The following is a 14,354-nucleotide window of genomic DNA, read 5'->3' as shown; positions in this document are numbered from 1 at the left end:
AGGTTTTCCATGGACTTTAATACTATTCGGATCATATTGATTGTAGTACTTGTTTTATGCTTTCTCTTCATCGTGACACGGCGGACAAAAGAATCATTGCGCTGGGTCCTATTAGGCGAAGAGTTTGGAGAAAAAGGAGAACGTTTGGCCCGTGATCATGACCGACTCGAACAAGCAGGACTCCATGTCCGGATCGAACGCGGCGTCAAAACATCGTTTCTGTTCCGTCGTTTCAGTAAGGATTTAGATGATCGTGTGGCGCTTTATGTCTTAAAAGAAGAACTACCGGAAGCTGAAGTGCTTCTGCATCGTTCGTAATACGAAAAACGGATTCTCTATACAGAGGATCCGTTTTTTCATGTCATGTCCTGATACTTGCTATAAGTAAGGCAGCAATCAATCTTCTTGATGGGGACGTCCGAAAACAGCTTTTTCAAGATTAGAAATCCGGCGTAACATATCGTAATTGGACGAATTAGATGGTGGTGCCGTCACCTCTGGTTCCGTTCTTCGTTCTTCCCGTTTGAAACCGACAGAAGAAGATGAAGATTTCGCTTCTTCCAGTTCTCGTTTTAAACGCTCGATTTCCCGTTCAAATCCTTCATAATCTTTGATGACTTGATCAAGATAACCATCGACGTCTTCAATCACATATCCGCGTAGTCCGGTTTTGAACTCTTTTTTGTAAATATCATCTGCTGTCAATAACGGCTTATACATATGCTTCACTCCCACTGTTCATTGTAGTTCTGCTCTTGTTCCATCATCGCTAAATCATCTTGCGTAATCAGAAACAATTGATAATCCGAACGTTCCATCTCTAGTTTAGCACGTTCCACTAAATACTTGGCTGATCCACCGTGTTCTTCATCATAGACAGACAACAACCCTTGACTCTTTTGAATCATGAATTCCGTTTTGTTTCGGAACTGGGATGGATTTTCATACGGTTTTTGACTGATGGCATCCACGAAGTCCGCTTGATTCAACACAGCTAGGTATTGGGCTTGAACCGGCTCTTTCCATTTTGACTCTTGTTCCAAAAAAGGAAGAAGGATTCCTAACCGTATCTCCGGATACTCTTGTTTGAGTTCCAGAATGACTTCACATGCCCAAAGTTCACATCCCGGCGTAGCACTTGTAATGAACCAGGTCGTTCCCATGTCTTCGATCAAACGGATTATCCGTTCCCGGTAAGCAGCTTTTAAGATGTTGATTCCTGGATGCTTTTGATCAAAAATCCCGAGTTCCGCCGGTTTGTATCCTGTTACTGCGACGACATTCATTCGCGACACTTCCTTTGCAGGCGTAAGCTCCGATGGTCTAACTCAGCAAACAATCGTTCTCGCCGCGAAGCTAACAACTGCTGATTTTCTAATAGACGTTTGGCTCGTTCAGTATAATCATAAGCAACGGAAGGTTGTTTGGCAATGTGCTCGGCCCATTTTGCCAGTTCGATGAATCCTTCATACGTTTCACTTTTTTCAAAGCAGATTTTGGCCTTCTCATGTTGGTGCAATTTTTTATATAACCGCCCTTGACGCAACCAACCTTGAGCCGTCAATTCGTCAGCTTGTCCAAAATGTTCGGCTGATTGTTCATTTATACCTAAATCCGCTAACCAGACCCCAATGTTCTCACGAATCCGTGACGTGGCTTCTTGGCGGTGCGTCACAAGCCGATTACATTCGTCATATAAACTCACCAGTGTCAAACAATCATGCAAATGGTGTTCTAATACACCTTCCATAATCGCTGGATTCTGGTGTTCGACGTATTGAAAATAATGCATCGGTGCTAAAAATCCAGGTAAATCATCCATTCGTTCAAATCCAATTCGCTCCTCCATTGCCGTCAAACGGAATGAATCGTACATTCCTTTGAACATCCGTCGGCAGACATGGAGCAAATCCAAATGACCGACTTTCGGCAGACGGGGGACACGCTCCCGGACAAAAACGTGACGGGTCTTAATCTGCGGCCAATCAAAGCTTTTTCCGTTATAGGTGACGAACCGGACATCATCCCCGATATCATGCAGAAAATGATGATAAAGAGCCGCCTCATAATGCGGATGCGGTAAAAAATACTGCCGCATCAGCAACTCCCCTCGTTCAAAGCGGGCGAATCCCAACAGAAAAATCGTCGTTCCCGTCCCCTTTAATCCGGTCGTCTCCGTATCGAAAAATATGACCTGTTCGAGCGGGACATCGAGGGCGAGTGGCGGATGGGGCAACTGCAACGATTCAAACACTTCGGCATACGAACGATGTCCATGTTTGGCCTGCAGTGGATACCGGTGATCGATCCGGACAATCCATTCGTCTTCAAACGTGAGGATATCTGCTCCTCGATCCAACCAAGCGGTTTGTTCGGCTGATGTCATTTGTTCCTGATCCGTCGATGAGGAGCTTGCTGTCGGCTCGGTCTCCGTCGTCTTCAACATCCGTCTCAGCTTATTTTTCATGATAATTCCTTCTCCATTTCAGCTAGCATTCTGATTGTCCGCTCTTTTTCATCAGACAAGCCGATCATTCCGATACACGCCGGACAACCATCCTGACAAGGACAGGTCTCGATTGAATCCCGTGCGGCCCGTAGCATGACTCCACGTTGCTTATAAATCGATTCTGCCAATCCGACACCGCCAGGGTAACGGTCATACAGATAGATTGTCGGTTTTTGCGTATGGGTCGCTTTGACCTGGGGCACAACAAAGACATCACTGGCATCACACATCAAATACAGCGGGGCGACCCGTCTTAAGCTGTTCGCTACCCCCTCGATGACTTGTTCCAGTTCCGTACTCGAGGATGCTTCTTCCGGCAACGAAAACCAGACCCCCGTCGTGTGGATTTCCCGTTCTGGTAGATGAATCGGACCCGATCCGATGTTTTCATGTGTTCCGAACTTGATTTTCTTGAACATCGTGGCCATACCGCGGACACTGACATCACCTCGGGCGACACTGAAATCTCCATTCGTGTAACTGTCATCCTCATCGAGCACGGAGAGTTCGACTGAAAAATTCGCATCCGTATAATAATCGACGTCGACCGCACGAACAAAGGCTTTCTTCTCTTCAAAATCCAAGACTTCAACTTGATACTGGTCCGCCCCATGTAAATAGATCGCTTCATCGTGCAAAAGGGTCATCGCACTGAACGTATCCATTTCGCCGATGACACGATTCGGAACTTCCGTTTGGTCAACGATGATGACATTTTCCTGATCACTGGAGCGCAGAGAAATACCATGAGCTGGAAATGCATCATTCATCCAATAATAACGTTCCCCCCGTTGATGCAAGACACGTTCTTCGACTAGATACTCGAGAATATCCTCTGTCTCCAGTGTCCCGAATGACTCACCACGGCGAAACGGCAGTTCAAATGCCGCACATTTGATGTGATCAACCGCAATGATAAGATTATCTGGATCAAGTCGTGCAGCTTCCGGTGATTGATTTAAAAACAATTCAGGACGTTCTGCGACATACTGATCGAGCATCCCGGAAGAAGCGACTAAAATAATCAAAGCATCGTCTTGACGCCGACCGGCCCGACCGGCTTGTTGCCATAACGAAGCAATCGTTCCCGGATAACCGTTCATGATACAGACTTGTAGTTGTCCGATATCGACACCGAGCTCTAACGCATTCGTCGAAACGATACCTGTAATTTCACCTTTACGCAACCGTCTTTCAATATCGCGGCGTTCACTTGGAAGATATCCGCCACGATATCCTTCAATTGATTTCGGCCCCAGCTCAAACCGGATCAAACTTCGGAGATAAGTCAGTAACACCTCGACTCTTACCCGTGAGCGGGCAAAAACAATCGTTTGAAACTTCTTTTTGATGAATCGCGACGCCAATTGTTTTGTCTCAAGTGTTGCTGAACGACGGATGCCGAGCTGCGCATTGACGATTGGTGGTTGATAGACGATAAAATGTTTTCGCCCGGTTGGTGCCCCGTTGTCGTCAATCAATTGAACTTTTTTCTCTGTCAAACGTTCCGCCAGTTCTTTTGGATTGGCAATCGTCGCACTCGTCATGATAAAGATTGGATCACTGCCGTAATAACGGCAAATCCGTCGCAACCGTCGGATGACATTCGCAACATGGCTTCCGAACACGCCCCGATACGTATGCAGTTCGTCAATCACGATATGCGATAGATTTTCAAACAGTTCAATCCATTTCGTATGGTGTGGCAAGATTCCGGAATGTAACATATCCGGATTCGTAATCACGATATTCCCGGCTTTTCGAACTTTTGTCCGAATCGTGGGTGACGTATCCCCATCGTACGTAAAACAGCGGATTGGTGCTTCCATCTCATCAATCAGTTCCAGCAACTCACTGTTTTGATCTTGAGCCAATGCTTTCGTCGGATACAGATACAGTGCCCGTGCATTTGGATTTTTCAAGAGATGGGATAAAATCGGTAAGTTAAAGCAATAGGTTTTCCCTGAAGCCGTCGGTGTAACAATCACCGTCGATGCACCGCTTTGAACGGTTCGAAATGCTACTTCTTGGTGGCGGTACAACGATGTGATGCCTCTGCCTTCTAGTGCCTGGCGTAAACGCTCCGGCATCTCTTTTGGAAACGGTGCATAACGTCCGGCAGTCGCTTCCATCGTTTTCATATATGTGACACGTTCCATGAACGAACGATCGGCTTTTAATTCTTCTAAATAGGTGACAAGTGATTGTCTTGATTCCATTGCCCCACTTCCTTCCTGAACTCCATTATACAAAAAAAGAGAAGCAAGACCGAAGAAACATACCCGTTTCTTCGGTCTTATCTTCTTCAAGTAATCTCTCTACTCGTTATTGCTGCGTTTCTGATTCTGATTGTGGATCGGCGGGCGCATTATCCTGACCGCGCCCTTGGTTACCGTTCGATGCATTTCCTCGGTCCGACTGAGTAGATACTCCGTCGCTTGAGGCTGGATCGTCCGTTGCCGGTTCGTCCGTCGCTGGCTGATCTGTTGTCGGTTCATCCGTTGCCGGCTCATCCGTCGTTGGCTCATCCGTTGCCGGTTCGTCCGTTGTTGGCTCATCCGTTGCCGGTTCGTCCGTCGTTGGCTCATCCGTTGTCGGTTCGTCCGTTGCCGGTTCGTCCGTCGTTGGCTCATCCGTTGCCGGTTCGTCCGTTGCCGGTTCGTCCGTTGTCGGTTCGTCCGTTGTCGGCTGATCCGTTTCGACGTCTGCAACCGTCACAGTCGTTGAAACGGGACCCGACTGTTCACCAGACGCTTTCGCAACAACCGTAAATGTCGTCCGCCCCGGATCCAGTCGGTTAATTCCGATCCGATTCGTCGAGCTGGTGCCAAGCACCGATTGTTTTCCGTCCGGGTCAGTCATTGATACTTCAAACGACACGCTGTCATAGCCGTTAGTCCGAAGCGCTGAATCATTATAACTCCAGGTCAGTTCACCAGACTCCGAGTCTTCATTGTAAGATGCTTGTAAGCCAGTCGGAGCTGGTACTGCCTTTTTTTCGACAACCGGTTCTTTTGTCCCTTTGACATACAGTTCTTCCCCGATACTGAGGACAGAACTTGGTTGTTCAAATGGCGCAGGAGTCCGGTCACGTGTTTTTGTGACGAAATCTTTCCAAATATTTTGTGCCATTGTACTGTTTGTCGGTCCGCTCAAACCTAACTCGTTGTTGTTCCCCGACTTAGTTGTTCCGGTCCAGACACTGATCGAGACATCTGATGTGTAACCGGCAAACCAAACATCTTTATAGGCATTGGTTGTTCCGGTTTTACCTGCTGCGTCGAAGGCAAGAGCAGCACTTGGGAACGTCCCACCCGGTTTGAGAACATCACGCAACATATCCGTTAACATGTAAGCTGTATAATCTTCCATCGCTTTTTTCGGTTTGACAGGTGATTTGATTTTTGAGCCGTCACTGTATTCAATCGTTTTGATGATGTGCGGTTTGATGTAGTCACCGCCATTACCAAGCGTGGCATAAGCAGAAGCCATTTGTGTCGTATTGAATCCGTGTTTCATTCCACCGATTGCATAAGCCGGTGAAATCGATTCATCTTTTTGTAAGCCTAATCCAGACTTAGCTGCAAAATTTTCGACCGTGTCGCCTCCGATTTGTTGGAACGTTTGAATGGCAGGCGTATTGGCAGAAATCTTCAGCCAGTGGCGGATCGTATTAGTTCCACGGTAACCGTCATAATAGTTGCCGATGTTTTTGCCGTTGACTTCTGTTTCCTGGTCCGTCAGCATTTTAGCCGTTGACCATTTCTCATTTTCAATGGCTGGTCCATATGCGAAAAATGGTTTCGCTGATGAGCCGGGTTGATGCGGTTCTTTGGCAAAGTTACGACGCGAAGTGCCTGTACCAGGCTTTTTCCCGTCAACGATTCCTAAAATCTCACCCGTTTGTGTATTAACTGCCGTTGCCGCTGCTTCCGCATAATCCGGTAACTGGACAATCTGATCTTTTTTAATGGCTTCATTCATATAATCGTGCATCGGCTTATCGATGGATGTATAGACTTTTAATCCTTGGCCGTAGATATCCTTGCCTTCTAAACCAAACACATCTTCTAGCTCTTGCGAAACCATATCAAAGATGACACTGTCGTAAGCCGCATCGTCTTTTGATTTCGGTGCCGGATCAATCAATTTTGAGATCGGTTGATCGACTGCCTTATCACGTTGTTGTTGCGTGATGACACCTGTCGTCAACATGGCATCAAGAACCTGTGTCTGACGCCATTTCGTTAACTTCGGACTTCCTTGAATCGGATCGTAAGCCGATGGACGTTGCGGTAGACCGGCAAGCATCGCAGCTTCTGCATAGTTCAGCTTATCGACCGTCTTGTTGAAGTAGGCTTTTGACGCCGTCTGAATACCGTACGATTCTTGACCGTAATAGTTTTTATTTAAATACATTTCAAGAATCTGTTCTTTCGTGTAGTCCCGTTCCAGACGAATCGCTAACCATTGTTCCTGGACTTTCCGGGTAATGGTCTTGTCTGAGCTTAAAAACGATTGTTTGATGACCTGTTGCGTAATGGTCGAAGCGCCTTCTGAACCAAATCCATCTGTGATGTTGGCAATAATGGCGCCGCCTAAGCGACGGAAGTCGATTCCGTTGTGCTGATAAAAACGCCGGTCTTCGATTGAAATAAACGCATCTTTCACAACATCAGGAACTTCTTTAATCGACACATACTCCCGACTCGTCCCACCCTTTTTAATCTCTTCTTTATTGCTCGCATAAATCTTTAGCGGGAGGGCATCACGTAACTTTGATTCATCAAGCTCCGGAGCGGTCGCAACGGCATATGCCGCAAACCCTCCACCCGCAATCATCATCAGGATAAATACTCCTGTAGCGATTAATAAAAGCTTTTTCCAAAGCGGACCTTTAACACCGGAACCGCTTGTTTTTTTCTTTTTCGGACGCTTTGTCCGATTCGTTTGTTTGGCTGACGTCTTCGTCTCTTCACGACGTGCGACACGACTTCTTTCCATATGCTATCCTTCTCCTTCAATCTGTAAAGTTTCTCAAGTGAAATATAACTCGTCCACTGCCGGTAAATAATCAATCGCAGGAAACGCACCTGTCTCGAGTTTTTTCCCGTGCCGTTCGATTTCGTCTAGCGGAATCGATTTTCTACCCGTTTCCAGTTGCTCCCACCATGGGAACAGATGCTCGGCAGATAACACATATTGCACATTATACATACTGAATCGAATGATGACAAAACAAATTCCTCCATGTGCGATACATTGACGCATGTGCTCGATTTGATGGGTATGAAAGTTTTTTAGTGGGAAGGATGTTTTATGATTGGTTTCCTTCGCTTCAAAATCGATGTATTTTCCGCGGTACACACCATTGTAGTCTGTTGTCGAAGGTTGCTTGAAGTACGCTTCCTTGACGACGGCAGCCGACCGTTTCGGATAATCAACTTGGACGATTTGTAGAGGGGTAGGTTTCTTGTGAATGATTGCCCGATTATGCGTCAAGTAAAACATATTACTTTCATTGATGAGTTTTTCAAGCTTCATTCCGCGATTTGAAAAAGTCGATCCCTTGGAGCGTGCACTTCGGATCGCCATACCATGCGGTTCTACTGGTTTTTGAAATTTTTTACCATTCGGGTAATTCAAAACGATTCCCCTCCTAACGCGTTTATTGTACCATGATATGTGATTGTATCGTATCGGCCGAGAGGAGTAGTTAAAAACAAATGACAATAGAACCGTTACTTCAGGATATTGAACGGATTTACCAAGCTGGACGAAATGGTCAGGAATATGACTTTCAAACCGATGTCATCCCCTTCGTCGCGCAAGCAGACGTCCTGATTGAAGCCTGGCAACAAAATGCACAGAACAGTCCTTATTTGCGCCCGGCGATGGTCGAGAGTGCCGTTGATCAGCTGAAACAGTTGTCCGTTCAGGCATTCCAACCGAAAACCAGTTTAAAACGCTTTAACGAAACCATCAAGTCTGTCCGTTATATCGATCAACTGATGCAATAATCAAAGGAACTCTGTTTTTCGTCACGTAATCCCAAATCTAAAATGGACATTCTGAATATGTAATCTGATAACTAGATGACATGTTTTGGTTAACAGTTTGAGAGTATAGATTGGAAAATGAGCTGATTCCCTTATGATTTTTGCATATTTAGAATGATTGTATGTATGATGAATTGACTAATTTTCATCAAACCAAGCATAATGATAAACAGCAAAGCGGTACACAACCTGCTCTGCTACGAAAGGATGTTGTTTATGTCAGCAAAAAAAATGTGGTCAGTAGAAGGTTATGAAGAACACGGCGTAGAGAACCATCGTGAAGCAGATAAGACTGAATCGTTCACGAATGAGGCTGAAGCCCGTACAGCCGCTAAAAAAATGGCTGATAAGTTCGATAATCTCGATGTATATGTCATTTATACGAATACCGTGAATGGTAAAACAGAAGAAAAATTCTTTAATTCTGATGGATCTTACAGTGAAGAAGGATTTGAATGGTAACATCGAAGCCGTCTAATTGACGGCTTTTTTTGTATGAAAATAGTCTGGTTAAAACGTGCTCCCCCCTCCTCTACCAAGCTGCTCATTACTTTTCCAACTAGAAACATCATGTGTCTTTTTCTAAAGCTACTCCCATTTGAGTAAATGTTTGGTTCACTTCATCGCGTTACTCTTCTTAATTTTTTTAGATGTTGTGCCGTTTGGTCCATCGTCAATTTTACGAAAAATATCCCCACTGTCATAATCAGGCAGGAAGGAGAAGCTATATGACGAATATAAAAAAAGAACCCTATTACCGGTAAACGGGCAGTCCGAACCCGCTTTAAATGCGATGAACAAGAAAAGCAACAATCCTCTCGTATGCTTTGGCGAAGTCAACGGAACAGTGTCCAGGAAAGATTGGTCATGCAAGTTGTGCAATAACCATGGATTTATATAGCCGTGTCAGTGTAAAGTTACATAAAGAGGTAACAGATGTGCTTGGTCTTAATAAAAGTGTGCAGTATGTGTGCAATTGGAGGAGATTCGCTTGAATAAAAGAGAACCAAGAAACGTGAAAAACGTTGATGTCAAAGGATTTCCTAGGACTACAAACTCAACACCCAAAAAATATGTCATGTTTGTCGATGAGACCGGAACACCAAAAGGAAATACCCAATTTAATCTGACCGGCGTCTTGATGGAATATAAGTATGCCATCGACTCAGACGAAACCGGTGAACCCAGTCCATTACGCAAACGATTGATGGAATTCAAATCGTCTGTTTTCGAAGATCCGCACATTCCGCTTCATCTGAAAGAAATCTTAAAGGCGGAACATCCGTATGGCAAGGAAGATGGCATCACGATTGATATGTTACGTCATTTTTGGGTTGCCTTACCGGACTTTTTAGTCGACATCGATTGTACGATTGTCAGCGTTGAAGTCGATAAACAAAAATTACAGGAATTTTATTCGACACCGAAAGATCCGTATGTCGTTGCCTTTGCCCACCTGATGAAATCGTTTTACGCATTCCTTGAAGAAACGGAAGCGACAAGCGCCCGGGTCGTGCTCGAAAGTCGGGATGATTATCAGAATCTGCTGATTCAAAAAGCATTTTTTGATATCTTCAACTCCGGGACCGTTCATTTGGACGTGGAGAAAAGCCGTCAAAAAATCAAAGGCTTTATTTTTGCTGAAAAGGATAGCGACCTCTACCAATCTGGTCTTGAGATTGCCGATCTTGTCTGTCTCCCTCTTTCCCGCGTCAGACGTGGCGTGATTGAGGTGAAACCCCGGTTTGTCCATTATGGGGACGAAAACCGAATTTTCAAAGCCATCAAAAATAAGATTTACATTCGCCGTGACAGTCCCGATCAGGATTTCCGCAACTGGGGCTTTAAAAAGGTTCCGATCACGAAAAAACGCCGCGAATGGTCCGATACACCGTGGAACGGATAATTTTTTAACCAAAAACAGCGTCCTGCCAAAAGTGGCAGGACGCTGTTTTGTCATTCCCCCGCAAGCGGCGGCAATAATCCTTTTGTCCGCTTTTTTCCTTCCCGGCACATGTCGAGCAACGGGCACTCCAGACAGTTTGGCCGTTGCGCCTTACAGTGGTATCGCCCAAAAAAGATGAACTGATGATGCAGCTTCGACCACTGCTCTCGCTTAAACCGTTTCATCAAGGTCTGTTCGACTTGCGTGACATTGTCCTTCCACCGACAGATGCCGAGACGTTTTGACACCCGTTCGACATGCGTATCAACCGCAAACGCCGGCACGTCAAATGCAACAGACAAGACGACGTTCGCCGTTTTTCGTCCGACTCCCGGTAAGGCTTCGAGCCCTGCGCGATCCGTCGGAACTTCACCATCATGTAACACCAGCAATTGCTCTGCTAACGCTTTAATGTTTTTTGCTTTGTTGCGATACAACCCAAGCCGTTTGATTTTTTCTTCAATCTCTTCGACCGGCGCTGCAGCTAACTGATTCGGAGTCGGATACGCGGCAAATAGCCCCGGGGTCACCTTATTGACCAATACGTCTGTTGCTTGCGCACTGAGAGCCACGGCAACGACGAGTTCAAACGGATTTTGGTGAACCAATTCACAAAAGGCATCCGGAAACATCTCTTCCAGTGTCGATTCGATCCGTTCAATGTCTGCTTTTCGTAACATCCCCGTCAGCTCCCTCTCGTCGCCAAATCTTCGAGCGTTTTGATACCTTCTCGTTCCCATGTCCGTAAAATTTGATTGATGTACGTCATCTTCCGGACATTATGGTAGACGGCTTCCCGTAAGGCAGCAAGAACAAGCTCTTCTGCAATGTTTTCAATCGTTAGCCATTGAATGATCTGTTCCATCTGAAACGGTGACATCATCCCAAGCTCACGCTCAAAATGCTGGAAGACAGATGGATTGATCGTATCGAAATTTGGCGCTTCCTGTTCCGGTGGTGCCATTAACTTTTCATAAAGCGGCACCAGGGAATAACGTTCCGAGCCGGCGACATTCTCCATCGCGAGTAATCCTTTTTGAAGCAGTCCAAGTGTCGTCTCAATCGTTTCCGTTTCCGAAAGTCCGAGCCGGTTGCTGAGTTCCTCTGGTGACGGCATCTCCATCCCTTCGGCGCGACAGGCAAACAATTGTCCGATCAGTGTAAACTCAACAAAACTGATTCCAAGACGTTTAGCTTCTGTAAACAATCGTTTGGGGAGGACAACCGTTCCTTCCTCAAACAGCTGAATTAAATTATGATCCATGATACTTCCTCGATTCTTTATTGTAAGCAAGAAATCGACCCGTCCGAGGGATGGGTCGATTTCAATCACTATTACGGATACAATCGGTTCAGCAGACGTGGGAATGGAATCGTCTCGCGGACGTGTTCGACTCCTGTGATCCAAGCGACAGTCCGTTCAAGACCAAGACCAAAACCACTGTGCGGTACTGATCCATATTTACGTGTTTCCAAGTACCATTTGTAAGCACCGGTTTCATCCAGGTCATGTTCCTTCATACCGGCAAGCAGCTTCTCATAGTCTTCTTCCCGTTGTGAACCACCAACGATTTCTCCGTACCCTTCCGGCGCAATCAAATCGTCACATAACACGAAGCCCGGGTTTTCCGGATCTTCTTTCATGTAGAATGGTTTGATGTCTTTTGGCCAGTGTGTAATGAAGACGGGACGCGCGAACGTGTTGGCGATTGCCGTTTCATGCGGAGCACCGAAATCATCGCCGAATTCGATATCGTCAAAGCCTTGTTCTTTCAGCATGTCAATCGCTTCCGTATATTTTACACGCGGGAACGGGGCTTGAATGTTTTCGAGAACCGTCAAGTCACGCTTGAGCAACTCGAGCTCTGGACGACAGTTTTTCAAAGCCGATTGAACAAGATGTGACACATAGTTTTCCTGAACTTCGAGATTCATGTCGTGATCATAAAACGCCATCTCCGGCTCCATCATCCAGAACTCGATCAAGTGGCGGCGTGTCTTTGATTTTTCGGCACGGAACGTCGGGCCAAATGAGAAGACTTTGCCGAGTGCCATCGCGGCTGCTTCCATATAGAGTTGACCGGATTGTGACAAGTAGGCATCTTCGTCAAAATATTTCGTATGGAACAATTCAGTTGTCCCTTCCGGTGCACTGCCTGTCAAAATCGGAGGATCGACTTTAATGAACCCTTCTTGGTTAAAGAATTCATATGTCGCCCGAATCAGTTCGTTCCGGACAACCATGACGGCATGTTGACGTTTTGAGCGCAACCAGAGGTGACGGTTATCCATTAAGAAGTCCGTTCCGTGTGCTTTTGGTGTGATCGGATAATCGACTGCTTCATGAATCACTTCAATCGCCGTGATTTCCATTTCATGACCGATTGCTGTCCGTCCACCATCCGATTTGATGACACCTGTCACCCACATCGATGTTTCCTGCGTCAATCCTTTAGCCGTTTTGAACAAATCTTCCCCGACCGTTTCCTTGACGACGACTCCTTGCATGAAGCCTGAACCATCCCGCAATTGAAGAAACGCAATTTTCCCGCTCGAACGTTTATTGGCGAGCCAACAACCAATCGTGATTTCCTCGCCTACGTGTTTCTCTACATCCCGAATCATTGCTTTCAAAAGTCAACATCCTCTCTCTATTAAACGGCCGTATGTGCCGTGATAAATCCTTCAATCCGGTCTAATGCTTCAAGTACCCGTTTCGGGTCTGTCGCATACGATAACCGGACATATTCTGGTGCGCCGAAGCCGGATCCCGGAATCAGGGCGACCTTCGCTTCCGATAAGACCGCTGTACACCAGTCATCGACATTCGAGAATCCACACATTTCGGCTGCCCGTAATGCATGTGGGAACAGGTAAAATGCACCTTCCGGCTTCAGGCAGGTTAAGCCTGGAATTTGAATCAACCGGTCGTAAATTTGTTCCAAACGTTCTTCAAACACGACACGCATCGCCTCAACCGGCGCATCACCTTCCGCATAGGCTGCGACAGATGCCGCTTGCGCGATGGATGTCGGATTGGAAGTCGAATGACTGGCCAGGTTCGTCATCGCACTGATGATATCTTTCGGTCCGATGGCATAACCAATCCGCCAGCCTGTCATGGCATGCGATTTCGAAACGCCGTTGATGATGACCGTCCGCTCACGCATATTGGGTAACGTCGCAATGGATAAGTGCGTCACACCGTTGTATAACAGCTTTTCATAAATCTCGTCACTGATGACAAGAAGATTATGATGAATCGCTACATCCGCTACCATCTCGAGTTCTTCCTTCGTATAGACCATTCCCGTTGGATTCGACGGCGAATTCAAGACAAGCGCCTTCGTTTTCGGTGTAATATGTTGTTCCAGTAATTCACGTGTCACTTTGAAGCGTGATGCTTCCGTCGTCTCGAGAATGACAGGAACACCGTCACTCAGTTTAATTTGTTCCGGATAACTGACCCAGTACGGAGCCGGGACGATGACTTCGTCGCCCGGATCTAAAATTGCCTGGAACAATGTCGATAAGGCATGCTTCGCTCCGGAAGCGACCATGACTTCCGAGCGGTCATATGATACCCATAAATCACGGCGGGTTTTTTCGATGATGGCATCTTTTAAGGCAACCGTTCCGCCGGACGGCGTGTATTTCGTATCGCCCGCTTCTGCTGCCGCAAAGGCCGCCTGGATGATGAATTCTGGAGTGTTGAAATCCGGTTCGCCCGCACCGAGTCCGATGATGTCTTGTCCTTCTTCACGCAATGCTTTCGCTTTTGCAGTAATCGCCAGTGTCGTTGACGGTGTCAGTTGTTGTACCCGTTTCGATAACATCCTGT

General features: G+C 46.4%; 14 protein-coding genes. 4 read left to right on the top strand and 10 right to left on the bottom strand.

Annotation, left to right across the window (positions count from 1 at the left end; all coding sequences use genetic code 11):
• The first annotated feature begins 9 nt into the window (after positions 1–9).
• Complete coding sequence (locus MUN34_RS05110) at positions 10–318, top strand: hypothetical protein (RefSeq protein ID WP_026828109.1); 309 nt, start codon at positions 10–12, stop codon at positions 316–318.
• 78 nt (positions 319–396) lie between these two features.
• On the opposite strand, the gene gpsB is transcribed toward MUN34_RS05110, so the two are convergent.
• The 6 genes from gpsB to recU form a co-directional block, all read right to left on the bottom strand.
• On the bottom strand, positions 397–720 hold the full coding sequence (gene gpsB, locus MUN34_RS05105; protein WP_034769853.1) for a cell division regulator GpsB: 324 nt from the start codon (positions 718–720) through the stop codon (positions 397–399).
• 5 nt (positions 721–725) lie between these two features.
• On the bottom strand, positions 726–1,286 hold the full coding sequence (locus MUN34_RS05100) for an SLOG family protein (RefSeq protein WP_026828107.1): 561 nt from the start codon (positions 1,284–1,286) through the stop codon (positions 726–728).
• Complete coding sequence (locus MUN34_RS05095; protein ID WP_026828106.1) at positions 1,283–2,467, bottom strand: ribonuclease H-like domain-containing protein; 1,185 nt, start codon at positions 2,465–2,467, stop codon at positions 1,283–1,285. Before MUN34_RS05095 ends, MUN34_RS05100 begins: the two co-directional genes overlap by 4 nt.
• On the bottom strand, positions 2,464–4,728 hold the full coding sequence (locus tag MUN34_RS05090) for a DEAD/DEAH box helicase (RefSeq protein WP_282104281.1): 2,265 nt from the start codon (positions 4,726–4,728) through the stop codon (positions 2,464–2,466). The genes MUN34_RS05095 and MUN34_RS05090 overlap by 4 nt, the downstream gene beginning before the upstream one ends.
• 106 nt (positions 4,729–4,834) lie before the next feature.
• Positions 4,835–7,513 (bottom strand): transglycosylase domain-containing protein, encoded by a 2,679-nt coding sequence (locus tag MUN34_RS05085; protein ID WP_247856988.1) that lies wholly within the window; start codon positions 7,511–7,513, stop codon positions 4,835–4,837.
• 33 nt (positions 7,514–7,546) lie between these two features.
• A complete protein-coding gene (gene recU, locus MUN34_RS05080; protein WP_026828104.1) occupies positions 7,547–8,161 on the bottom strand; it encodes a Holliday junction resolvase RecU in 615 nt (204 codons plus the stop codon).
• 74 nt (positions 8,162–8,235) lie between these two features.
• Between recU and MUN34_RS05075 the strand changes: the two genes are divergently transcribed.
• The 3 genes from MUN34_RS05075 to MUN34_RS05065 all read left to right on the top strand — a co-directional run bounded on the left by MUN34_RS05075 (position 8,236) and on the right by MUN34_RS05065 (position 10,474).
• Complete coding sequence (locus tag MUN34_RS05075; protein WP_026828103.1) at positions 8,236–8,529, top strand: DUF1798 family protein; 294 nt, start codon at positions 8,236–8,238, stop codon at positions 8,527–8,529.
• A 255-nt stretch (positions 8,530–8,784) separates the two neighbouring features.
• Positions 8,785–9,030 carry a hypothetical protein gene (locus MUN34_RS05070; protein ID WP_026828102.1) on the top strand — a complete coding sequence of 82 codons (246 nt, stop codon included), beginning with the start codon at positions 8,785–8,787 and terminating at the stop codon, positions 9,028–9,030.
• A 553-nt stretch (positions 9,031–9,583) separates the two neighbouring features.
• On the top strand, positions 9,584–10,474 hold the full coding sequence (locus MUN34_RS05065; RefSeq protein WP_247856987.1) for a DUF3800 domain-containing protein: 891 nt from the start codon (positions 9,584–9,586) through the stop codon (positions 10,472–10,474).
• 50 nt (positions 10,475–10,524) lie between these two features.
• Here the strand turns inward: MUN34_RS05065 and nth are convergent, their stop codons facing one another.
• From nth to MUN34_RS05045, 4 genes are all read right to left on the bottom strand, one after another.
• Positions 10,525–11,193: an endonuclease III gene (nth, locus tag MUN34_RS05060; protein ID WP_247856986.1), complete on the bottom strand. Its 669-nt coding sequence runs from the start codon at positions 11,191–11,193 to the stop codon at positions 10,525–10,527.
• 5 nt (positions 11,194–11,198) lie between these two features.
• Positions 11,199–11,777: a DnaD domain-containing protein gene (locus MUN34_RS05055; RefSeq protein WP_026828099.1), complete on the bottom strand. Its 579-nt coding sequence runs from the start codon at positions 11,775–11,777 to the stop codon at positions 11,199–11,201.
• Positions 11,778–11,848: 71 nt separating this feature from the next.
• Entirely contained in the window at positions 11,849–13,138 is a 1,290-nt protein-coding gene (asnS, locus tag MUN34_RS05050) for an asparagine--tRNA ligase (RefSeq protein ID WP_348772889.1), read from the bottom strand.
• Between the two features lie 29 nt (positions 13,139–13,167).
• Positions 13,168–14,349 (bottom strand): pyridoxal phosphate-dependent aminotransferase, encoded by a 1,182-nt coding sequence (locus MUN34_RS05045; RefSeq protein WP_247856984.1) that lies wholly within the window; start codon positions 14,347–14,349, stop codon positions 13,168–13,170.
• Between the last annotated feature and the right edge of the window lie 5 nt (positions 14,350–14,354).

The sequence above is a fragment of the Exiguobacterium sp. 17-1 genome (assembly GCF_023096305.1).
In the GTDB taxonomy this organism is placed as follows: domain Bacteria; phylum Bacillota; class Bacilli; order Exiguobacteriales; family Exiguobacteriaceae; genus Exiguobacterium_A; species Exiguobacterium_A sibiricum_A.
Note: the sequence above shows the minus strand (reverse complement) of the source record. Positions and strands in the feature narration are given on the sequence as shown.